This is a genomic window from Pseudomonas sp. AL03 (assembly GCF_029960815.1).
In the GTDB taxonomy this organism is placed as follows: Bacteria; Pseudomonadota; Gammaproteobacteria; order Pseudomonadales; family Pseudomonadaceae; genus Aquipseudomonas.
The window spans coordinates 1-21,628 of record NZ_JASBRE010000034.1 but is presented as its reverse complement, the minus strand read 5'-3'; the positions used below and the strand labels follow the sequence as shown (position 1 = coordinate 21,628).

The window sequence follows — 21,628 nt, the reverse complement described above, 5'->3', positions numbered from 1 at the left end:
GGCGCGCCACTGCAAGGGTGATCACTGTAATTGCGCTTCGGGCAGGTTAAGTGTGCGCGGGATCAATAATGCATCCCAGTGGGCAATGCCCCAGTCCAGCACTTCCCGTGGTGTGGCGTAAGCCAGCTCGGCACCGGGGTTCTGCCCCAGCGCGCGCAACGCACGCAGCAACAAGGGGGTCGCCTGATCTTCGGTCAACGGCGGCGAACGGTAGGACTTGCCGAGTTTGTTGCCATCGGGCTGGGTAATCAGCGGGATATGCAGGTAGCGCGGTTGCGGCAGGCCGAGTAGTTCCTGCAGGTAGAGCTGGCGCGGTGTGGAGTCGAGCAGGTCGGCGCCACGAACAATGTCGGTGATACCTTGCCAGGCATCGTCCAGCACCACGGCCAGCTGATAGGCGTAGAGCCCGTCGCGGCGGCGGATCACGAAATCGCCGACGTCCCGGCCCAGGTGTTGGCGGTATTCGCCTTGCACCCGGTCGATGAAGTGGTATTCCAGTTCGGGGGCGCGCAGGCGAATCGCGGCATCTTCAGTGCCGTGGCCGGCATTGCGGCACAGTCCCGGATAAATCCCGTGATAGGGCGCAAGTGTTTTGCGCGAACAGGTGCACGCGTAGGCCAGACCGTGATTGAACAGGCGGTTGAGGACTTCGGCGTAGGCAGCGTGCCGGTCACTCTGTCGGACCATTTCGCCATCCCACTCGAAGCCGTAGCTTTCCAGGGCTTTAAGGATCGCCGCTTGAGCACCGGGTTCTTCCCGGGGTGGATCGAGGTCTTCCATGCGCATCAGCCAGCGGCCCCCCACCGAACGCGCATCGAGGTACGAGGCCAGCGCTGCGACCAGCGAACCGAAATGCAGATGTCCACTGGGCGTGGGGGCGAAGCGCCCGATGTAGGTGGGGGAAGTGATGGCGGTCATGGCGGCTATTTAAAGTCAAAAAACATCAGAAACAAAAACGGAGCGTTCGCACGCTCCGTTTTTTCGTTCAAGTCGAGATTACTTGCCGACTTGCTTTTCCTTGATTTCCGCCAGGGTCTTGCAGTCAACGCACATGTCGGCGGTAGGGCGGGCTTCCAGTCGCTTGACGCCAATTTCGACGCCGCAGGACTCGCACCAGCCATATTCTTCGTCTTCGATCAATTGCAGCGTCTTGTCGATTTTCTTGATCAACTTGCGCTCGCGGTCACGGGCACGCAGCTCGAGGCTGAATTCTTCTTCCTGGCTGGCACGGTCTGCCGGGTCCGGGAAATTGGCCGCTTCGTCTTTCATGTGATCAACCGTGCGGTCGACTTCCTGCATCAAGTCCTGTTTCCACTTATTCAGGATCTTGGTGAAGTGAGCGCGCATGGGTTTGCCCATGTACTCCTCGCCCTTTACTGCCTGGTAGGGTTCGAAGCCGCTGATCGACTGGTTTTGCTGCTTTGCTTGGGTGGGCATGAAATGGACCGCCTCTACTCTTGTAATCCATTGCGCAGGATTGCTCCATCACCGACACCTGCCGGCCCTGCGGCTGCAAGCGGGCGAACTTACCAGATCAAATCGGACCGCGCTACTCCCGGATGTCGAGGTAGTGGCCCGCAGTGCTTGCAAATGATTGCAAAGCCTTGTCTGGCGGTGCTGGAGACCTGATCAAATATTGATTTTAGTCAAACCTGGGGCACACGCTCGAGTCGTTTGTGGCCAGGATTATAAGGCGTCTGACCGCTTTAGGTTCTCGCTCGTTCCTGCGCTTGGGTAGAATCAATTTTTTTCCCGTTGAAGGAAGGCTAATGGCTCAGCCCTACAGTGCCCGCAGTCGTGCGATCGAACCTTTCCATGTCATGGCGCTGCTGGCGCGTGCCAATGAATTGCAAGCGGCTGGCCACGACGTGATCCACCTGGAAATCGGCGAACCGGACTTCACCACCGCCGAGCCGATCATTCAGGCCGGCCAGGCCGCATTGACGGCGGGGAAGACCCGTTACACCGCCGCGCGGGGTATTCCCGAGTTGCGTGAGGCCATTTCGGGCTTTTATCAGCAGCGATATGGTCTGAACATCGATCCGCAGCGAATTCTCATTACGCCCGGCGGTTCTGGCGCGTTGCTGCTGGCCAGCGCTTTGCTGGTGGATCCGGGCAAGCACTGGCTGCTGGCGGACCCGGGTTATCCCTGCAATCGGCATTTCCTGCGGTTGGTGGAAGGCGCAGCGCAGCTTGTCCCTGTAGGTCCGGACGTGCGTTATCAGCTGACGCCGGACCTGATTGCACGCCATTGGGATCACGACAGCGTCGGGGCGTTGGTGGCATCGCCGGCGAACCCGACCGGGACGATCCTGACCCACGATGAATTGGCAGGCCTGTCTGCCGCGATCAAGGTACGCCACGGTCATCTGGTGGTGGACGAGATTTATCACGGTCTGACTTATGGCACTGATGCCGCCAGTGTTCTGGAAGTCGATGACAGCGCCTTTGTGCTGAATAGTTTTTCAAAGTATTTCGGCATGACCGGCTGGCGCCTGGGTTGGCTGGTGGCGCCGGAAGCGGCGGTCGGTGAGCTGGAAAAACTCGCCCAGAACCTCTATATCAGCGCCCCGAGCATGGCCCAGCACGCCGCGTTGGCGTGCTTCGAACCTGCGACCATTGCCATTCTCGAAGAGCGTCGCGCCGAATTTGGTCGTCGTCGTGATTTCCTCCTGCCAGCTCTACGGGAGCTGGGCTTCGGTATTGCTGTGGAACCCGAAGGCGCGTTCTACTTGTACGCCGATATCAGCAAGTTTGGCGGCGATGCCTTCGCGTTCTGTCGGCATTTCCTCGAAACCGAGCATGTGGCGATTACCCCCGGTCTGGACTTTGGCCGTTATCAGGCTGGGCATCACGTGCGGTTTGCCTACACCCAAAGCCTGCCGCGCTTGCAGGAAGCGGTCGAGAGGATTGCTCGCGGCTTGAAGAGCTGGCAAGGCTGATGCGTTTTCATCCTCCCCTCGAAGAAGGCCGTTTGATTCGTCGCTACAAGCGTTTTCTCGCCGATATCGAAACCGTTAGCGGCGAATTGCTGACCATTCACTGCCCGAACACCGGCTCGATGCTCAATTGCCAGGTGGAGGGCGGGCAGGTCTGGTTCAGTCGTTCCAACGACCCCAAGCGCAAGTTGCCTGGCACTTGGGAAATCGGCGAAACGCCGCAGGGACGCTTGTTTTGCGTAAACACCGGACGGGCCAACGGCTTAATCGAAGAGGCGCTGCGGGCAGGTGTCATCACCGAACTGAACGGTTTTACCAAGCTGAAACGTGAAGTGGCCTACGGTCAGGAAAGCAGCCGCATCGATTTTCGTCTCGATTACCCGAGCGGGCCGGCTTTTGTGGAAGTCAAAAGCGTCACCCTGGGCTTCGAGGGTTCTTCAGTGGCGGCGTTTCCCGATGCTGTGACCCAGCGCGGGGCCAAGCATTTGCGCGAACTGGCGCATTTGGCTCGGGACGGAATTCGTGCGGTGCAGTTGTATTGCGTCAATCTCACTGGCATCGACGCCGTGCGTCCTGCAGGAGAAATCGATTCGGCCTACGCCGCAGCGTTGAGTGAGGCGGTGTCGTGTGGGGTCGAGGTGCTGGCCTATGGCGTGCACTTGACCCACGAAGAGATGGTGGTCGATCGGCGTCTGGAGGTGTTGCTGAACGGCTAAAGACTGACCCAGATCCCTTGCTCGTCTTCGTGGCAAGCGACGGTGGTCAGGGACTGCCCGGCGCAAGGGCCGGCGACGCATTCCCCGTCTTCGATCAGAAACAGTGCACCGTGTGTCGCGCACTGGATCAGGCTGTTACTGGGGTCGAGAAACTGGTCGGGTTTCCATTCCAGTCCGACGCCACGGTGCGGGCAGCGATTGATGTAGACGTAAACCTGGCCGCCACGGCGCACGGCAAAGAGCTTCTGGCCGTCGATGTCGAAACCGCGACTGCTGGCATCGGCCAGTTCAACGCCTGCACAAAGAAACTTCATGTCTATCCTCAAGTCCGGCGGCTCGTGACTGGAGATGTCCGAGCTTGACGTTCAAATGCAAACAATTATCAAATGGCCGCCTTGTCTGTCGGGTTCAGGTGCCAAAGGCCGAGGATACTTGGCCTGTCATCTCGATGCCCGGGAAAACCCTTAAAGGAAGCTGTTTATGCGCCTGAGTACCCGCGTTGCTGCGCTCTGTGTCGGACTCCTCGTCAGCCACTACGCCGTAGCGGCCGAGTTGCCACAACGTTGGGTCAGTGCCGGTGGTGCTTTGTCGGAGTGGATCAGCGCACTGGGCGGTGAATCGAAACTGATCGGTGTCGATACCACCAGTCAGCACCCGGAATCGCTCAAGGCATTGCCGAGCATCGGGTATCAGCGGCAGTTGTCGGCGGAGGGCATCTTGAGCTTACGTCCGCAGATTCTGGTCGGCACCGAGGAAATGGGGCCGCCACCGGTGCTTTCGCAGATTCGCAGCGCGGGTGTGCAAATCGAACTGTTCTCGGCGCAGCCGGATCTGCCGACCTTGCAGGGCAATTTGCAGCACCTGGGCACGTTGCTCGGCGCTGAAGATCAGGCCTCACAATTGTTTCAGAGGTATCAACAGCAACTTGATCAGCAACAGGTCCGGGTCACGCGGGCACAGTTGAAGCAAAAGTCGCCGGGTGTGCTGTTGTTGCTTGGCAACGCGGGCGGCAAACCGCTCATCGCCGGCAAGGACACCGCCGCCGATTGGTTGCTGCAACAGGCTGGTGGGCACAATCTGGCCACGCATACCGGCTATAAACCCTTTTCTGTCGAATCCCTGATCAGTCTGGATCCCGAGGTGCTGGTGTTTGCCGATCGTGCATTGACCGGCGATGCGGCCCGTGCGGCGTTGTTCAAGGAGAACCCGATGCTGTCCTCGACCCGCGCAGCCAAGGACGGGCGAGTCATGGAGCTTGATCCGACGTTGTTGGTCGGGGGCTTGGGGCCGCGGCTACCCGATGCGCTGAAAAAACTGTCTGACGCTTTTTACCCCGGTACTGCCGGCCAATGACCATTCTGGTTAAACCCCGCGCTTTGTTCATTGGTCTGATCCTGCTGTGTGTGTTGGCCATCTGGCTGTCGTTGGCGCTTGGGCCAGTGAGCTTGCCGTTGCTCGACACCTTGCGTGCAGCCCTGCGGCTGGTGGGTGTACCGATCGCGCCCGACGGACTGGAGCAGGCTGAACTGATCCTCGGGCAGATTCGCTTGCCGCGAACCTTGTTGGGCTTGGCCGTGGGGGGGGTGTTGGCACTGTCCGGCGTGGCGATGCAGGGGTTGTTTCGTAATCCTCTGGCCGATCCGGGGCTGGTCGGTGTCTCCAGCGGGGCGGCCTTGGGCGCGGCCATTGCGATCGTCGGTGGTTCTGTGTTCGGCGGTCTGCCTGAAGCCTTCGGGCCTTACCTGTTATCGCTGTGCGCGTTTCTCGGCGGGCTCGGCGTGACGGCGCTGGTGTATCGACTGGGCCGGCGCAACGGGCAGACCAACGTCGCGACCATGTTGCTGGCCGGTATTGCGTTGACTGCGCTGGCCGGCTCCGCCGTGGGGCTGTTCACCTATCTGGCGGATGACGCGACGTTGCGCACCCTGACGTTCTGGAACCTGGGCAGCCTCAATGGCGCCAGTTATTCGCGGCTCTGGCCGTTGCTGTTGATCAGTGCCGGCGTGGCATTGTGGCTGCCGCGTCGGGCCAAGGCCTTGAATGCGTTATTGCTGGGTGAGTCAGAGGCCGGTCATTTGGGCATCGACGTCGAAAGGCTCAAGCGTGAATTGGTGTTCTGCACGGCGCTGGGTGTCGGTGCAGCGGTGGCAGCGGCGGGGATGATCGGGTTTGTCGGTCTGGTGGTGCCGCATCTGGTGCGACTATTGGCCGGTCCCGATCATCGGGTGTTGTTGCCAGCGTCAGTCTTGGCGGGTGCCAGTCTGTTGTTGTTTGCCGATCTGGTGGCGCGACTGGCCCTGGCGCCGGCTGAATTGCCGATAGGGATCGTCACGGCTTTTATCGGTGCGCCGTTCTTTCTGTATTTATTGCTCAGGGGGCGTGCCTGATGTTGCGAACGCAAAATCTGCAAATCCGTCGGGGTCGAAAGAGTGTCCTGACGGACATCACGCTTGAGCTCAAACCGGGCGAAGTCCTCGGTGTGCTGGGACCTAACGGTGCCGGTAAAAGCACCTTGCTCGGCGCCTTGTGCGGTGAATTGAAGGCTGATCACGGCAGCGTCTGGCTCGACGAGCGCGCGTTGAGCGATTGGACCGGAACGGCGCGAGCGCAGCGTTTGGCGGTATTGCCGCAGGTGTCGACCCTGGATTTCGCCTTTCGTGTCGAAGAAGTGGTCGGCATGGGCCGCTTGCCCCATCAAAGCGGCCGGGTTCGCGATGACGAGATCGTCGCCGCCGCGTTGCACGCTGCCGATGCCGGGCATTTGAGTGGGCGCAGCTATCTGGCCTTGTCCGGTGGCGAACGTCAGCGGGTGCATCTGGCTCGGGTTCTGGCGCAGCTCTGGCCGGGCGAAGCAGGGCAAACGTTGTTACTCGATGAGCCTACATCGATGCTCGACCCACTTCATCAGCACACGACGTTGCAAGCCGTGCGCGAGTTCGCCCATCGCGGCGCGGCGGTGCTGGTGATCCTGCATGATCTGAACCTGGCGGCGCGCTATTGTGATCGCCTGTTACTGCTCGAAAGTGGGCGGCCGGTGGCGCTCGATATACCGGAGCAGGTGTTGCGCCCGGAACCACTCAAGGCCGTGTTCGGGCTGGAAGTGCTGGTGCAGCAGCACCCGGAGCGTGGGCATCCGCTGATCATCGCCCGCTGAGCTTTTTATGGGGGTGAACACATGCGTAAGTTTTTGCTGCTGGCTTTGCTGATGCTGAGTGCCTGCCAGCATGTTTCGAATCCGCCGTCGGTGGTCGGCGAGATTCGGGACTTGCGCAGCGGCCAGACCCTCACGGCTCAGGAGCTGGTTGCGCGGTTGGAGAAGCCTTTGCGGCTGATCGTGGGTGAACAGCATGACAATCGCGATCACCATCAACTGCAATTGTGGTTATTGCAGTCGCTGAGTGAGCGGCGAACTCAAGGCAGTCTGTTGCTGGAAATGCTCACGCCTGATCAACAGCGGCGCGTCGACGACGTTCGCCGCACCTCGCCGCCACCGGCGGATTTGCCCGGTGCATTGGCCTGGCAATCTGGCTGGGACTGGAATGTGTACGGGCCGGTCGTTCGTTTCGCGCTGGCCCAGCCATACCCGCTGCTGGCAGCCAATCTGGACACGCTTGAAGTCCGTACCGTTTACGCCAATCCCCCGACATTGAGCGGGTCGCGCTCCAGCGCTGCTTCAGTCAAGGACGAATTGCTGGAGCAAATCAGCGACTCCCACTGTGGTCTGCTGCCTGAATCGCAGATGCCGGCGATGCTGGCGGTCCAACAGCAACGTGACAGACGGATGGCCGAGCGCTTGCTCGTGGCGCCTACGCCTTCACTGTTGTTTGCCGGCGCTTACCATGCGCGCAAGGATGTCGGCGTGCCGATCCATGTGCTTGATCTGGGAGAGCCTCAGGCGCCTGTGGTGGTGGTGCTGGCGGAGCAGGGCAGCGAGGTCACACCGGCCATGGCTGATTACGTCTGGTACACGCCTGCCACACCCCCCCAGGATTACTGCGCGCAAATGCGTAAGCAATTTGGCAAGTGACCGAACGACTTTTCTCCAGGCAAAAAAAGACCCGGCAAGAGCCGGGTCAAATAACCGTGATTAGCCTGATGAGGAGATATCTGAGAGTCCGAACCAAGGGCTTTTCAAATATCGACCAGTCTCGCGACCAGTTGTGATAATCATAGCGATTCGCATTACCAAGTCAACCGCTGATTTCTCAATTATTTGAACTACGCTGTTCAATGGCGGGAAACGCCCGTAATCATTGCTCTTCAGCCTGTACGATTGAGCGAACTCAGCTCAGTGACCTGCTTGTTCAACAGGTCGATGCGTCGGGCCATGCTCTCGATCAGGCTGTGGGCGATCTTCGGGTTGCTTTGGGTCAGACTGAGAAACTGGTCCTTGGGAATCAGCATGATGGTGCTGGGTTCGCTGGTGATCACGCTGGCGTTACGCTTCTCGCCGGTGAACACCGCCATGGCGCCGAAAATCTCGTCCTTGGGTACATCACCGACTTTATGCCCGTCGACAAAGGCTTCGGCATGACCATCAATGATGACGAATACGTGATCCGCCTCATCGCCCTGACGGATTAACACTTCGCCACTGGCCACGCGCTGAAAGCCATTGGTGCTTCGAAACTCGGGTTGTTTCAGGCGGGCGACGGCGTCGGACAGCAGGGCGGACTGACCGGCGATGTATTGAAGGAACAGCTCCGAACGCTCCGGGACAGCATAGATATGCTGAAAAACCTCGGATCGCAGGTAAGGCGTCAATGCCAGTGGGCTATCGCTGCGAAAGCGGCAGCGCGGCAGTTCCGTGCCCTGACGCAGGCCGATCAGATCGCCCTCGTGCAGATAGAACAGTGCCCGCTCGTCAATGCATCCATGCAGCAGGCCATTGTCCAATACAAACAGTTGATTGCCGGGTAATAGGGCCGCCAGATCATCGACGGCTGAAAACGCCAGGGGCGGTCCACAAGGTGTCAAACCTTCCAGCAGGCGGACGGGAATATGTTGCAGTCGATTGATCAACGCATCGGCGTAAGCCGGTTGTTCCCCAAGTAGGTACATGGTTGCTGCGTCCGTTCAGTTCTTGTGACGTGACGAAATAGCCTCCAGCTGTTTGTTCAAGGCTTCCTTGCGCTCGGCGGGAATGTCGTTCCAGTGCACATCCATCAGGGCACCTTCGATGGCATACAACAACACCTTGGATGCTCGAAACCCGCGCGTGCGCACGGCCCGATAAGCATCCACCGCCCCCAGTCGACGCAAATCCGAAGCGCTGTGGATGCCCACGGCGTGCAGCCACTGTGCCGACGTCTTGCCAAGATTCTTCAGGTGCTGCAGTTCATCATTCATCAAGCCTCCTTGCGACGGCCGAACGGTGCGTGGGCGAGCTTCTCAGGAGTGTAGCCATCAGTAGGAAAAGCGTGATTGTTTGGTCGGTTTCGACGCAAAAGCTTCTAAGCGGCGAACTCCCCAAGCGGCGTGAACGTCCGCGAGCGCGGTAGGAAGAGAGGGGGGTGGAATCAGGTCTCCAGGCAAAATATGCCCAGCGTTCAGCGCAAAGCGGGGGCGCTGAACGTGGCAGTCAAAGGTCGCTTTTAGCGAGTGCGATAACGCAGGCGTGTACCGAAATTCATTGACATCAGGATCTCGTCAGCACTCAGCTCTGGCGGGAAGTAGGCGCCGGAGATCTGCGCATGAGCGAGGCTCGCGCCTTCCAGGGAGGCGTTGCGAAAGTCGATGCCGCGCAAGTCGGCGGAGCGGAAATAGGCATCGGTAAAGTCGACACCGTCGGCGTTCAGCTCACGCAGGTCCAAACCCCGGAAATCGCCACCGACCATGTCGATAGGTCCGTCTTTGGGACGCTCGTTGTTGAAACCTGTGATGTCGTCTTTGTGCAGCAACGCATAAAGCGGGGTGTCGAGTAGTTTCGGCTGGCTCATGTCACATCACCTGTTGGTTTTATGACGCCAGTATAGTGCCACTATTTGGCAGCCGTGAAGCCGGCGAAGGCTTCACGGCTGAAATAGTTTCTTACAGACCCGGCAGGCGCTGGCGAATCTGTGCAACGACTGTGTCGAGGGTTCCGCTTTCATTGGTCTGAACGCGTTTGCTGCAGAGAATCTCTGCTGGCGTCAGGGCCTCACGCGTGGCTTGTTGGGCTTCGATAACGGTCAGGTTGGCGTCGGACGGGTCCTTTTTGTCTGCCTGGCGCAGGGCCAGCCAGCTCTCGATCACCGCTTGCGGCGCATTGCAATCGAGGATCAGGAATGGCGCGCCGGTGGCTTCGGCGATTTTCGCTGCGCCGTCACGCTGGTCGCGCTTGAGGTAAGTCGCATCGATCACCACCGGGAAACCAGCACGCAGGATTACCCCGGCAATTTCATGCAGGCGGGTGTAAGTGGCGGCGCTGGCGTCTGCACTATAGATGCCGGCCTGGGGGTCGTTGGGTACGGTTTGCTCGCCGAACAGACGTTTGCGCTCTACATCGGAACGCAGGCGAATGGCGCCCAACGCTTCCACCAGACGCATGGCCACGTGGCTTTTACCGACGGCAGAAACACCGTGGGTGATGGCCATGAAGCGCGAAGGAATGGTGCTGTAGCTTTCCGCCAGGTTGGCGTAATTGCGGTACTGACGCAGGGTGGTGGCTCGCTGCACCGGGTCGGCCTCGGCCGGCATGCTGAACAGGCTGACCTTGGCGCGGACCAGTGCGCGGTAGGCTTTATAGAAGTTCAGCAACTCAAGGCCCTGGTAATCGCCGGTCAGTTCCAGGTACTGGCTGATGAAGCGACGCGCCAGACTCTTCAGACCACGGTCTTCCAGGTCCATCGCCAGGAAACCGGTGTCGGCGTAAACGTCGGTGAAGCGGAACGGTTCGTTGAACTCGATGCAGTCGAAGATCACGACTTTGCCGTCGATCACGGTGGCGTTGCCCAGGTGGATGTCACCGTGGCATTCGCGGATGAAACCTTCGGCCTTGCGCTGGGCGAACAGTGGCTTGAGGCGTTCGAAGCTGCTTTCGGCCCAGGCTTGCAGGGCGTCGAGTTGCAGCAGATCGGCCTTGTCGCTTAGAAACGGACGGATCTGTTCGAAGTTCTGGCGTACCGGCGCCATCACGCTGTCCGGGGTGCCGGCTTCGTGTTCGGCAGGGACCTTCGGTGCGGTGAGGTGGAACTGGGCGATCTGCGCGGCCATCTCGTCGATGTGCGCAGTGGTCAATTCGCCGTTGGCTTGCAGCGTGCTGAGCAGCTGGCTCTGCGGGAATTGACGCATTTTTAGTGCGTAATCGACGACTGGACCCTCGCCGGCCAGTTGGGGTGCTTCGGCGCTGCCGGTGATCGGCAACACTTCTAGATACAAATCGTTGGTCAGGCGCTGGTTAAGACGCAGCTCTTCACCGCAGAAATGCTCGCGAGCGTCGAGGCTGGTGAAATCCAGGAAGCCGAAATTCACTGGTTTCTTCAATTTATAAGCAAAGGGGCCGGTGAGGATTACCCAGGAAATATGGGTTTCGATGACCTGGAATCCGTCTACGGGATGCGGGTAGAGGGCCGGGTTTTGCAGGGCAGCGATCAGGGACTGGCTCACAGGCGATCCTTCAGAGTCTGGGGAAAAATTCACGGCCGCCATTATGGCCGTAAGTCCGCCTGACGCAAACCTCGGAGGGCTCCTGTTGAGTATGAATAAAGTGCGTATAATCCGCCGCCATGACTCGTACTCGATCCCCCCGTACCCCCAAAAAACCACCTTCCAAGGGCCTGCGCCCCTGGCTGGGCTGGGCCATTAAACTCAGTCTGGTCGGCCTTGTGGTGCTCGCTGGGTTCGCGGTTTACCTCGACGCCATCGTCCAGGAGAAGTTCTCCGGCAAGCGCTGGACCATCCCGGCGAAGGTGTATGCGCGCCCGCTCGAGCTGTTCGTCGGACAAAAGCTCAGCAAGGACGACTTTCTAACCGAGCTCGATGCCTTGGGTTATCGACGCGAAAGCGCGGCCAACGGCCCCGGTGCCGCCTCGGTCAACGGCAATACCGTCGATCTGAATACCCGTGGCTTTCAGTTCTATGAAGGCATGGAGCAAGCGCAGCCGGTACGGGTGCGTTTCTCTGGCGACTACGTGGCCGAACTTTCGGCGACCAACGGTTCGAAGCTTTCGGTCGTTCGCCTTGAGCCACTGCTGATCGGTGGCCTGTACCCGAAAAACCTTGAAGACCGGATCCTGATCAAGATCGATCAGGTGCCGCCGTACTTGCTCGAGACTCTGGTGGCTGTTGAAGACCGCGACTTCTATCACCACTTTGGCGTTTCACCGAAGTCGATCGCTCGGGCGATCTGGGTCAACGGTTCGTCCGGTCGGATGCGCCAGGGCGGTAGTACCCTGACTCAACAGTTGGTCAAAAACTTCTACCTGACCAATGAACGCAGCCTGAGCCGCAAGCTCACCGAAGCGATGATGGCGCTGTTGCTTGAGCTGCACTACGACAAACCCGAAATCCTTGAGGCTTATCTCAACGAAGTGTTTATCGGTCAGGACGGTCAACGTGCGGTGCACGGTTTCGGTCTGGCCAGCCAGTTCTTCTTCAGCCAGCCGTTGGCCGAACTGAAGCTGCATCAAGTGGCGTTGCTGGTGGGCATGGTCAAAGGGCCGTCTTCCTACAACCCACGTCGTTATCCGGAACGTGCCCTTGAGCGGCGCAATCTGGTACTCGACGTATTGCTGGAGCAGGGCGTCGCCACTGCCGAGCAAGTCGAAGCCGCGAAGAAGATGCCGTTGGGCGTGACCAAGCGCGGCAGTCTGGCGGACAGCTCGTTCCCGGGATTCCTCGATCTGGTTAAACGTCAGTTGCGCGAAGACTATCGCGACGAAGACTTGACCGAAGAAGGTCTGCGGATCTTTACCAGTTTCGACCCGATCCTGCAGATGAAAGCCGAAGCGTCGGTCAACGACACCTTCAAACGTCTGTCCGGGCGCAAGGGCTCCGATGAGGTTGAAGCGGCCATGGTCGTGACCAACCCGGAAACCGGTGAAGTGCAGGCCATGATTGGCAGTCGTCAGGCCGGTTTTGCCGGCTTCAACCGTGCACTGGATGCTGTACGACCGATCGGCTCCTTGATCAAACCGGCGGTTTATCTGACAGCCCTTGAGAAACCGAGCCAGTACACCTTGACCAGTTGGCTGTCGGACGATTCCTTCTCTATCAAAGGCGCGGACGGTCAAGTCTGGAAACCGCAGAACTACGATCGCCGTTCCCACGGCACCGTATTTCTCTATCAGGGCCTGGCGCATTCCTACAACCTGTCGACCGCGCGTCTCGGGTTAGCGGTGGGCGTACCGAATGTCCTCAAGACCTTGGCGCGTCTCGGTGTGAGTCGCGAATTCCCGGCGTTCCCGTCGATGTTGCTAGGCGCTGGCGGTCTGACCCCGATCGAAGTGGCGACCATGTACCAGACGTTGGCCAACGGTGGTTTCAATACACCGATGCGCGGGATCCGTAGCGTACTGACCGCCGAAGGCGAACCGCTCAAGCGTTATCCGTTCCAGATTCAGCAGCGCTTCGATCCGGCCTCCATTTACCTGATCCAGAGCGCCATGCAGCGGGTCATGCGTGAAGGCACCGGCAGTTCGGTTTACAACGTGTTACCGAAAACCCTGACGCTGGCCGGCAAGACCGGCACCAGTAACGATTCGCGGGACAGCTGGTTCGCCGGTTTCAGTCAGGACCTGCTGGCAGTGGTCTGGCTGGGTCGCGATGACAACGGCAAGACACCGTTCACCGGTGCCACCGGTGCATTGCAAGTCTGGACCAGTTTTATGCGCAAGGCCGATCCGTTGCCGCTGGACATGCCGCAGCCAGATAACATTGTTCAGGCCTGGGTTGATTCGCGCACAGGACAAGGCTCTGATGCCAACTGCCCAGGTGCCGTGCAGATGCCGTATATTCGCGGCAGCGAACCGCCTCCCGGTGCCGCTTGCGGTGGCGAAAGCCCTGTTTCCGGCGAAACGGTGATGGATTGGGTCAAAGGCTGGATGAATTAAGCAAAGAGGGTTTCAAGTGAACAAGTGGTTGATTCCAGCGGTTACCGCCGTGGCTTTGCTCAGCGGTTGCTCCTCCGTACAACGCGGTTCGATTCCAGTTGTGGATTCCGGCAGTGCTGTCTCCAACAGTGAGCGAGTGTCCGCGAAAGGCGGTTTCCGTCAGACGACGACAAAACGTCCTGCGCAAGCCCAGACTCAGGCAATTCCACAAGGTGATACCGGCGTCGTCGTGATGGTGCCAGGTGGCGGTGCAGTGGCGTCCGCACCGATCAGCTCTTCGCCGATCACGCCAGGCCCGATTACCCCGGGGCCGATCGATACCGCGCCGGTCCAGTCGGCACCGGTCAATCAGGGCAGCTACAGCATGCCGTCGACGCCGAGCGGGATTCCTTCGGCGAACTCCGGTGGCTTGTCTGCCGACGAGCAATTGGACGGTCCGGTTCTGGCCTTGCTGACTACCGCTCAGCAGCAACAGGCAAGCGGTGATCTCAACGGTGCGTCCTCGAGTCTTGAGCGCGCCCAGCGTGTCGCACCGCGTGAGCCACAAGTGCTTTATCGTCTGGCTCAGGTGCGCATGGCTCAAGGCGATGCGCCACAAGCCGAACAGTTTGCTCGTCGTGGCCTGACTTTCGCCAATGGTCGTCCGGCGCTTCAGGCCAGCCTGTGGCAATTGATCGCTCAGGCGCGTGAGAAACAGGGTGATTCCGCTGGCGCAGCATTGGCCCGTCAGAAGGCCAAGGTTTCGCTGTGATGGATGCACGCTTTCCGAAAATTGCCGAACAGTTGCTGTTGATCGAGCGTGAGCTGCGGGTTCAGGGTTGGTGGGACGAAGTCTCGCCATCCGCTGAAGCGCTTTCCAGCGTCGAGCCATTCTCGGTCGACACGCTGGATTTCGAGCAGTGGTTGCAATGGATCTTCCTTCCGCGGATGAAGGCGATCCTCGAGCAGGATCTGCCCTTGCCAAACGCGTCGGGAATTCAGGAGATGGCCGAAATGGTCTTCGCCGCCCGTAATCTCCAGGGCAAGGATCGGCAGCTGCAGGTGCTGCTCAAAGAGTTTGATCTACTGATTACCGCCTCCCGTTGACTCCTACAGGTGTCTACCGGCAGTTACCCGCAATCTGTTTCTGTGCTTCGGTGATGCGCTCCTGACGTTGCTGATCGGTCAGACGGCGCATCTCACCGTCGACATCCTCCCGTATTCGCGGATTGTTCTGCAGTTGAGCCAGGTTCGTTCGCGCCTGTTCGCAGAATACCTTCAGCTGGGCTTGCTGCTCGTTGACCTGCTTTTTCACTTTTTTGTCGATGGCCTGTTGATCGCCAATGGCACCGCTGCGTGGCGGTGGGGCCTGGTTGCTGGCAGGCGCGGAGGGCGTGACCACAGTGGTGGCTTCCCGGCCTTGGGGCGGCTGGGCGTCGAAGTGGGTAATGCCCTGAGCGTCGACCCATTTGTAGATCTGGCCTGCCATGCATAAAGGGCTGATCAGCAGAGTGACCATGAAGAAGATCGTTCGCATGCCTTTTCCTTGTCATGGGTTGCGCAATTGAAGCTAACACAGTTGCTGTTTAGCGGTTTTTTCTTGCTTTCTCATGTGCTTAGTTCAATAAAGCACATAGACGACTTGACTTGGAGAGGACGAAACAGAAGAATCCAAAGTCCGCTGCAGAGGGACTGCCAGAAGCAGGCCCGCTCAGCAGATCATGAGGCGCACATCCGCGCCGACCTGTTACACCCGCAACGCGTTACCTCGCGCTGGGTGGGAAAGGCCCGCAACACTTGGGACGATCCCAATACTTGCTCAGTCAGTGCTGACGTAGTCGGCGACCACCGTCGCTCATGCTCTGCTGAGAAGTAAACCTATTAAGACCCGTCCTCTTTTATGTGGGCGGTATTCTGGCGTTTTAGAGGTGAACAACGTGGAGCTTTTATCTGGCGGTGAGATGCTCGTCCGCTTTTTGCGTGACGAAGGCGTCAAATATATCTACGGGTACCCGGGTGGTGCTCTTCTTCATGTCTACGATGCCCTGTTCAAAGAACCGGAAGTGACCCACATCCTGGTTCGTCACGAACAGGCTGCGACCCATATGGCTGACGGTTATGCTCGTGCCACCGGTAAAGCCGGTGTGGTACTGGTCACTTCCGGCCCGGGCGCAACCAACGCCATCACCGGTATTGCCACGGCCTACATGGACTCCATTCCGATGGTGATCATTTCCGGCCAGGTGCCTAGCAACATGGTAGGCACTGACGCGTTTCAGGAAACCGACATGATCGGTATCTCCCGGCCGATCGTGAAGCACAGCTTCATGATCAAGCACGCGTCGGAAATCCCGGAAGTCATGAAGAAAGCGTTCTACCTTGCGCAATCCGGTCGTCCGGGTCCGGTCGTGGTCGATATCCCGAAAGACATGACCAACCCGGCCGAGAAGTTCGAATACATCTTCCCGAAAAAAGCCAAGCTGCGTTCCTACAGCCCAGCCGTTCGCGGTCACTCGGGGCAAATCCGCAAGGCAGCAGAAATGCTCCTGGCGGCCAAGCGTCCGGTGATGTACGCAGGCGGCGGTGTGATCCTCGGTGGTGGCTCCGCGCCGCTGACCGAATTGGCGAAGATGCTCAACCTGCCAGTGACCAACACCCTGATGGGCCTGGGTGCCTACCCTGGCACCGACCGTCAGTTCATCGGCATGCTCGGCATGCACGGCAGCTACACCGCTAACCTGGCGATGCACCATGCCGACGTGATCCTTGCAGTCGGTGCGCGTTTCGATGACCGAGTGATCAACGGCCCGGCGAAGTTCTGCCCGAACGCCAAGATCATTCACATCGACATCGACCCGGCTTCGATCTCCAAGACCATCAAGGCCGACGTACCTATCGTTGGTCCGGTGGAAAGTGTCCTGACCGAAATGGTCGCGATCTTGAAGGAAATCGGCGAGACCCCGAACAAGGAGTCCGTGGCCAGTTGGTGGAAGCAAGTGGATGAGTGGCGCGGTGACCGCGGCCTGTTCCCTTACGACAAGGGCGACGGCAGCGTCATCAAGCCGCAGACCGTGATCGAAACCCTGTGCGAAGTGACCAAGGGCGATGCTTTTGTGGCCTCCGATGTGGGTCAGCACCAAATGTTCGCGGCGCAGTACTACACGTTCAACAAGCCGAACCGCTGGATCAACTCCGGTGGCTTGGGCACCATGGGCTTCGGTTTTCCGGCGGCCATGGGCATAAAGTTGAGCTTCCCGGATGCCGACGTCGCCTGCGTAACGGGCGAGGGCAGCATCCAGATGAACATTCAGGAACTGTCCACCTGTCTGCAATATGGCTTGCCGGTGAAAATCGTGATCCTGAACAACGGTGTTCTGGGTATGGTTCGCCAGTGGCAAGACATGAGCTATGGTAGCCGTCACTCGCATTCCTACATGGAGTCGCTGCCTGACTTCGTCAAGTTGGCGGAGGCCTATGGTCACGTCGGCATGCGCATCACCGACTCGAAAGATTTGAAGTCGAAGATGGAGGAAGCGTTCGCCATGAAAGATCGTCTGGTGATCATCGATGTTTCGGTCGACACCAGCGAGCACGTCTACCCGATGCAGATCAAAGACGGCTCCATGCGCGATATGTGGCTGAGCAAGACGGAGCGTACTTAATCATGCGGCACATTATTTCCTTGCTTCTGGAAAACGAACCGGGCGCTCTGTCTCGTGTAGTCGGCCTGTTCTCGCAGCGCAACTACAACATCGAAAGCCTGACCGTGGCGCCAACCGAAGACCCGACCCTGTCGCGTCTGACGTTGACCACGGTCGGTCATGATGAAGTGATTGAGCAGATCACCAAGAACCTTAACAAGCTGATCGAAGTGGTCAAACTGGTCGACCTGTCGGAGAGTGCTCACATCGAGCGCGAACTGATGCTGGTCAAGGTCAAGGCCACCGGTGCCCAGCGCGCCGAGATCAAGCGCACCACCGATATTTACCGTGGGCAGATCGTCGATGTCAGCGCTAGCGTGTATACCGTTCAATTGACCGGTACCAGCGACAAGCTCGACAGCTTCATTCAGTCCATCGGCACCGCCTCGATTCTGGAAACCGTCCGCAGCGGCGTAACCGGTATCGCCCGCGGCGACAAAGTACTCAGCATCTAAACCAAATTAGCGAATGGCCTGAACGGCCTGGATATATAGGGGAATTTCATGAAAGTTTATTACGAAAAAGACTGCGACCTGTCGATCATCCAGGGCAAGAAAGTTGCCATCATCGGTTACGGTTCCCAAGGTCACGCTCAAGCGTGCAACCTGAAAGACTCTGGCGTTGACGTTACCGTTGGCCTGCGTAAAGGCTCGGCGACTGTTGCCAAAGCCGAAGCTCACGGCCTGAAAGTGACCGACGTTGCCTCCGCTGTTGCGGCTGCCGACCTGGTCATGATCCTGACCCCGGACGAGTTCCAGTCCGCTCTGTACAAAAACGAAATCGAGCCGAACATCAAGAAAGGCGCCACCCTGGCCTTCTCCCACGGTTTCGCGATCCACTACAACCAGGTTGTGCCGCGCGCTGACCTCGACGTGATCATGATCGCGCCGAAAGCTCCGGGCCACACCGTGCGGTCCGAGTTTGTGAAGGGCGGCGGTATTCCTGATCTGATCGCTATCTATCAGGACGCCTCGGGCAACGCCAAGAACGTTGCACTGTCCTACGCCGCTGGCGTTGGTGGCGGTCGTACCGGCATCATCGAAACCACCTTCAAGGACGAGACCGAAACCGACCTGTTCGGCGAACAAGCCGTTCTGTGCGGCGGTACCGTTGAACTGGTCAAAGCCGGTTTCGAAACCCTGGTCGAAGCGGGCTACGCGCCAGAAATGGCTTACTTCGAGTGCCTGCACGAACTGAAGCTGATCGTTGACCTCATGTACGAAGGCGGTATCGCCAACATGAACTACTCGATCTCCAACAACGCTGAATACGGCGAGTACGTGACCGGTCCGGAAGTGATCAACGCCGAATCCCGTCAGGCCATGCGCAATGCCCTGAAACGTATTCAGGACGGCGAATACGCGAAGATGTTCATCAGCGAAGGCGCTACCGGCTATCCTTCGATGACCGCCAAGCGTCGTAACAACGCCGCTCACGGTATCGAAATCATCGGTGAGCAACTGCGCTCTATGATGCCGTGGATCGGTGCCAACAAGATCGTCGACAAAGCTAAAAACTAAGTCGCGCACTTGTACGGAAAACGCGGCCTAGGCCGCGTTTTTTCGTTTGGGTGACCGGTTCTGGTATAAAGCTGCATCGTTTGCGGCCGAACCGTCGTCCCAGACACCTGTCCAAACTTTCCACCCCGTTGCAAGGTAATGTCCATGAGCGAACGTCCCGAAGAGCCAAACCAGGCTTCTGACGCCGAAAGTCTGCTGCCCATCGATGAACACATCGAGGAAGGGCATGACGCTGAAGGTCGTAAAGTCCGGCATCGTGGTATCTATCTTCTGCCGAATCTGTTCACCACTGCGAATCTGTTCGCAGGGTTTTATTCCATCATCAACTCCATGAGCGCCCAGAGCGCCTTGAGTGCCGGTGATTCAGTGGGTGCGAGCAAGTATTTTGCTTTTGCAGCAATTGCAATTTTTGTTGCGATGGTGCTCGACGGCCTCGATGGTCGCGTTGCCCGTATGACCAATACCCAGAGCGCCTTCGGTGCCGAGTACGACTCGCTGTCGGACATGGTCGCCTTTGGTGTTGCGCCGGCATTGTTGGCGTTCGGTTGGGCGTTGGGCGACATGGGTAAGGTCGGCTGGATGGTCGCCTTTATTTATGTCGCTGGCGCGGCGTTGCGCCTGGCGCGTTTCAATACCCAGGTCGGCACCGCGGACAAACGCTACTTCATCGGCCTGGCCAGTCCGGCTGCTGCTGGTGTGGTCGCAGGCATAGTCTGGGCATTCAGTGATTACGGTATCCAGGGCTCCAAGATGTCCTTCCTGGTTGCGCTGATGGTCGCGGCTGCGGGCATGCTGATGGTCAGCAACATCAAGTACAACAGCTTCAAAGAGCTGGACTTGAAAGGGCGCGTACCTTTCGTGGCGATTCTCGCCGTGGTGTTGGTGTTTGCCGTGGTTTTCAGTGATCCGCCGCGCATCCTGCTGCTGGTTTTCCTTGCCTATGCGGCTTCTGGTCCGGTGCAGTACCTGTTGCGTCTTCGTCGGCACAAAAGCGCCGAGTGATGTAATTTCCCTCATACTCCGCAGTCTATTGGTACATCTGTCCTCCAATGCTGCGGAGTTGCCATGCTGATCAAAGTCTCCAAAGCGTCTGACTGCCATGAGTCGGACGTCACGCCTGAATCCTTCTATCTATCTCGTCGCGATGTTCTTGGCGCCGCCGTTGCCGGTGTGGCCGTGAGCAGCCTGCCACGTTGGGCCTCTGCCGACGATGCTGCGCGTTATGCTGATGTCGAGCCTGGCAAGGCGCCTTCCTGGTTTGCCGAAAAACTTCCTTCTACGAAGTGGGGTGCGGTCAACGTCAAGGATGAGGCGATCACGCCATTCAAGGACGCCACCCATTACAACAACTTCTATGATTTCGGCACCGATAAAGGTGATCCCGCTGCCAACGCTGGCGCGCTGAAAACCGAGCCTTGGAGCGTGGTGGTGGACGGGGAGGTAGGCAAGCCGGGACGGTACGCACTGGAAGACTTCATGAAGCCTTATCAATTGGAGGAACGCATCTACCGTCTTCGCTGTGTAGAGGCTTGGTCGATGGTCATTCCATGGATCGGTTTTCCCATCTCGGCGTTACTCAAGGAGGTCGAGCCGACTTCCAAAGCCAAATTCATTCGCTTCGAAACCCTGGAGGACCCCAAGAGCATGCCCGGGCAGCGTTCCGGTTTTGCCTTGATCGACTGGCCTTATGTGGAAGGGCTGCGTCTGGATGAGGCGATGAATCCGTTGGCGATTCTTGCTGTGGGTATGTATGGGCGGGAGTTGCCTAATCAGAACGGCGCGCCTCTGCGTTTGGTGGTGCCTTGGAAGTATGGTTTCAAGAGCGTTAAATCTATCGTGCGGATCAGTCTGGTGAGCGAGCAGCCGAAAACCACTTGGCAGAGCATTGCCTCGGATGAGTATGGTTTTTACGCGAACGTGAATCCTGCGGTCGACCATCCTCGTTGGACTCAGGCGCGTGAACGGCGCTTGCCGAGCGGGCTGTTCAAGCCCAATGTGCGGGACACGCAGATGTTCAATGGCTACTCGGATGAAGTCGCCTCTCTCTACACAGGGCTCGATTTGCGGAAGAACTATTGATGCGATTTCCGTTTTGGCGAATGGGCGTCTTTATCTCGGCAGGGGTGTGGCCACTGCTTTGGCTGTACCAGGCCTGGAAGGATGTACTTGGGCCTGACCCGGGCAAGGTACTGGTTGACCGGCTGGGGCTGGGGACGCTTGTCCTGCTGCTCATTACTTTAACCATTACACCTTTGCAGAAGCTTACCGGTTGGGCGGGGTGGATTGCTGTCCGGCGGCAACTGGGGTTGTGGTGCTTCGCTTATGTGGTTTTGCATTTGAGTGGGTATACGGCATTCATCCTTGGCTTTGATTGGTCGCAGTTGGGCGTCGAGTTACGTAAGCGGCCGTACATTATTGTCGGGACGCTGGGGTTTCTCTGTTTATTGGCATTGGCGGTGACCTCAAATCGTTATAGTCAGCGGCGGTTGGGTTCTCGCTGGAAGAAATTACATCGTCTTTTCTACGTGGTTCTCGGGCTTGGTTTGCTGCACATGTTGTGGATTGTTCGCGCCGATCTAAAGGAGTGGGCGGTCTACGCCTCTATAGGTGCATTGCTATTGGTGTTGCGGATACCGTCTGTAACCCGCCGAATCCCCCGTTTAATTGCTAAAAAGGCGCCTTCTGCGAGAAAAGCGTAATTAGGTGTTGACGGCAGATTCTGGACGTCTATAATTCGCCCCA

At 58.5% G+C, this 21,628-nt stretch carries 23 protein-coding genes; 15 read left to right on the top strand and 8 right to left on the bottom strand.

Going from position 1 to position 21,628, the window contains the following annotated elements; all coding sequences use genetic code 11:
• Positions 1-21: 21 nt before the first annotated feature.
• Both gluQRS and dksA read right to left on the bottom strand, forming a co-directional pair.
• Complete coding sequence (gene gluQRS, locus QK293_RS23955; RefSeq protein ID WP_282381811.1) at positions 22-918, bottom strand: tRNA glutamyl-Q(34) synthetase GluQRS; 897 nt, start codon at positions 916-918, stop codon at positions 22-24.
• Positions 919-996: 78 nt separating this feature from the next.
• On the bottom strand, positions 997-1,437 hold the full coding sequence (dksA, locus tag QK293_RS23950) for an RNA polymerase-binding protein DksA (protein ID WP_045059401.1): 441 nt from the start codon (positions 1,435-1,437) through the stop codon (positions 997-999).
• Between the two features lie 332 nt (positions 1,438-1,769).
• Here dksA and QK293_RS23945 point away from each other — a divergent pair, with 332 nt between their 5' ends.
• Positions 1,770-2,942 (top strand): pyridoxal phosphate-dependent aminotransferase, encoded by a 1,173-nt coding sequence (locus QK293_RS23945; RefSeq protein ID WP_282381803.1) that lies wholly within the window; start codon positions 1,770-1,772, stop codon positions 2,940-2,942.
• Positions 2,942-3,655: a DNA/RNA nuclease SfsA gene (gene sfsA / locus QK293_RS23940; protein ID WP_282381801.1), complete on the top strand. Its 714-nt coding sequence runs from the start codon at positions 2,942-2,944 to the stop codon at positions 3,653-3,655. Before QK293_RS23945 ends, sfsA begins: the two co-directional genes overlap by 1 nt.
• Here sfsA and QK293_RS23935 read toward each other — a convergent pair.
• Positions 3,652-3,969 (bottom strand): Rieske 2Fe-2S domain-containing protein, encoded by a 318-nt coding sequence (locus tag QK293_RS23935; RefSeq protein ID WP_282381798.1) that lies wholly within the window; start codon positions 3,967-3,969, stop codon positions 3,652-3,654. The two genes, sfsA and QK293_RS23935, sit on opposite strands and share 4 nt — an antisense overlap.
• A 166-nt stretch (positions 3,970-4,135) precedes the next feature.
• On the opposite strand from QK293_RS23935, the gene QK293_RS23930 reads away from it, so the two are divergent.
• The 4 genes from QK293_RS23930 to QK293_RS23915 are packed head-to-tail and all read left to right on the top strand — an operon-like array spanning position 4,136 to position 7,682.
• Positions 4,136-5,008: an ABC transporter substrate-binding protein gene (locus QK293_RS23930; RefSeq protein WP_282381795.1), complete on the top strand. Its 873-nt coding sequence runs from the start codon at positions 4,136-4,138 to the stop codon at positions 5,006-5,008.
• 50 nt (positions 5,009-5,058) lie between these two features.
• Positions 5,059-6,042 carry an iron ABC transporter permease gene (locus tag QK293_RS23925; RefSeq protein ID WP_282381871.1) on the top strand — a complete coding sequence of 328 codons (984 nt, stop codon included), beginning with the start codon at positions 5,059-5,061 and terminating at the stop codon, positions 6,040-6,042.
• Positions 6,042-6,809 carry a heme ABC transporter ATP-binding protein gene (locus QK293_RS23920; RefSeq protein ID WP_282381794.1) on the top strand — a complete coding sequence of 256 codons (768 nt, stop codon included), beginning with the start codon at positions 6,042-6,044 and terminating at the stop codon, positions 6,807-6,809. Before QK293_RS23925 ends, QK293_RS23920 begins: the two co-directional genes overlap by 1 nt.
• Before the next feature lie 21 nt (positions 6,810-6,830).
• Positions 6,831-7,682: a ChaN family lipoprotein gene (locus QK293_RS23915; protein ID WP_282381792.1), complete on the top strand. Its 852-nt coding sequence runs from the start codon at positions 6,831-6,833 to the stop codon at positions 7,680-7,682.
• A 233-nt stretch (positions 7,683-7,915) separates the two neighbouring features.
• Here the strand turns inward: QK293_RS23915 and QK293_RS23910 are convergent, their stop codons facing one another.
• The 4 genes from QK293_RS23910 to QK293_RS23895 form a co-directional block, all read right to left on the bottom strand.
• Positions 7,916-8,716 (bottom strand): cyclic nucleotide-binding domain-containing protein, encoded by an 801-nt coding sequence (locus QK293_RS23910; protein WP_282381790.1) that lies wholly within the window; start codon positions 8,714-8,716, stop codon positions 7,916-7,918.
• A gap of 15 nt (positions 8,717-8,731) precedes the next feature.
• Entirely contained in the window at positions 8,732-9,004 is a 273-nt protein-coding gene (locus QK293_RS23905; protein WP_007971093.1) for a TfoX/Sxy family protein, read from the bottom strand.
• A gap of 245 nt (positions 9,005-9,249) precedes the next feature.
• Positions 9,250-9,594: a pentapeptide repeat-containing protein gene (locus QK293_RS23900; protein ID WP_008015079.1), complete on the bottom strand. Its 345-nt coding sequence runs from the start codon at positions 9,592-9,594 to the stop codon at positions 9,250-9,252.
• Positions 9,595-9,685: 91 nt separating this feature from the next.
• On the bottom strand, positions 9,686-11,242 hold the full coding sequence (locus tag QK293_RS23895) for a bifunctional aminoglycoside phosphotransferase/ATP-binding protein (protein ID WP_282381777.1): 1,557 nt from the start codon (positions 11,240-11,242) through the stop codon (positions 9,686-9,688).
• 119 nt (positions 11,243-11,361) lie between these two features.
• Here QK293_RS23895 and mrcB point away from each other — a divergent pair, with 119 nt between their 5' ends.
• Genes mrcB through QK293_RS23880 form a run of 3 tightly spaced genes read left to right on the top strand, consistent with a single transcriptional unit; the run spans position 11,362 to position 14,772 of the window.
• Entirely contained in the window at positions 11,362-13,686 is a 2,325-nt protein-coding gene (gene mrcB / locus QK293_RS23890) for a penicillin-binding protein 1B (RefSeq protein WP_282381776.1), read from the top strand.
• Positions 13,687-13,702: 16 nt separating this feature from the next.
• Positions 13,703-14,437: a tetratricopeptide repeat protein gene (locus QK293_RS23885; RefSeq protein WP_282381774.1), complete on the top strand. Its 735-nt coding sequence runs from the start codon at positions 13,703-13,705 to the stop codon at positions 14,435-14,437.
• On the top strand, positions 14,437-14,772 hold the full coding sequence (locus QK293_RS23880; RefSeq protein ID WP_282381772.1) for a YqcC family protein: 336 nt from the start codon (positions 14,437-14,439) through the stop codon (positions 14,770-14,772). The genes QK293_RS23885 and QK293_RS23880 overlap by 1 nt, the downstream gene beginning before the upstream one ends.
• Before the next feature lie 13 nt (positions 14,773-14,785).
• Here the strand turns inward: QK293_RS23880 and QK293_RS23875 are convergent, their stop codons facing one another.
• Positions 14,786-15,202, bottom strand: coding sequence for a DUF4124 domain-containing protein (locus QK293_RS23875; RefSeq protein WP_282381771.1), 417 nt, complete (start codon positions 15,200-15,202; stop codon positions 14,786-14,788).
• A gap of 400 nt (positions 15,203-15,602) precedes the next feature.
• Here QK293_RS23875 and QK293_RS23870 point away from each other — a divergent pair, with 400 nt between their 5' ends.
• From QK293_RS23870 to msrQ, 6 genes are all read left to right on the top strand, one after another.
• On the top strand, positions 15,603-17,327 hold the full coding sequence (locus QK293_RS23870) for an acetolactate synthase 3 large subunit (protein ID WP_282381770.1): 1,725 nt from the start codon (positions 15,603-15,605) through the stop codon (positions 17,325-17,327).
• 2 nt (positions 17,328-17,329) lie between these two features.
• Positions 17,330-17,821 carry an acetolactate synthase small subunit gene (gene ilvN / locus QK293_RS23865; RefSeq protein ID WP_003176102.1) on the top strand — a complete coding sequence of 164 codons (492 nt, stop codon included), beginning with the start codon at positions 17,330-17,332 and terminating at the stop codon, positions 17,819-17,821.
• Positions 17,822-17,869: 48 nt separating this feature from the next.
• Positions 17,870-18,886: a ketol-acid reductoisomerase gene (gene ilvC, locus QK293_RS23860; protein WP_007948647.1), complete on the top strand. Its 1,017-nt coding sequence runs from the start codon at positions 17,870-17,872 to the stop codon at positions 18,884-18,886.
• 144 nt (positions 18,887-19,030) lie between these two features.
• Positions 19,031-19,888 (top strand): CDP-diacylglycerol--serine O-phosphatidyltransferase, encoded by an 858-nt coding sequence (pssA, locus tag QK293_RS23855; protein WP_282381766.1) that lies wholly within the window; start codon positions 19,031-19,033, stop codon positions 19,886-19,888.
• Positions 19,889-19,951: 63 nt separating this feature from the next.
• On the top strand, positions 19,952-20,965 hold the full coding sequence (msrP, locus tag QK293_RS23850; RefSeq protein ID WP_282381763.1) for a protein-methionine-sulfoxide reductase catalytic subunit MsrP: 1,014 nt from the start codon (positions 19,952-19,954) through the stop codon (positions 20,963-20,965).
• A complete protein-coding gene (msrQ, locus tag QK293_RS23845; RefSeq protein WP_282381760.1) occupies positions 20,965-21,585 on the top strand; it encodes a protein-methionine-sulfoxide reductase heme-binding subunit MsrQ in 621 nt (206 codons plus the stop codon). The genes msrP and msrQ overlap by 1 nt, the downstream gene beginning before the upstream one ends.
• Positions 21,586-21,628 lie beyond the last annotated feature (43 nt).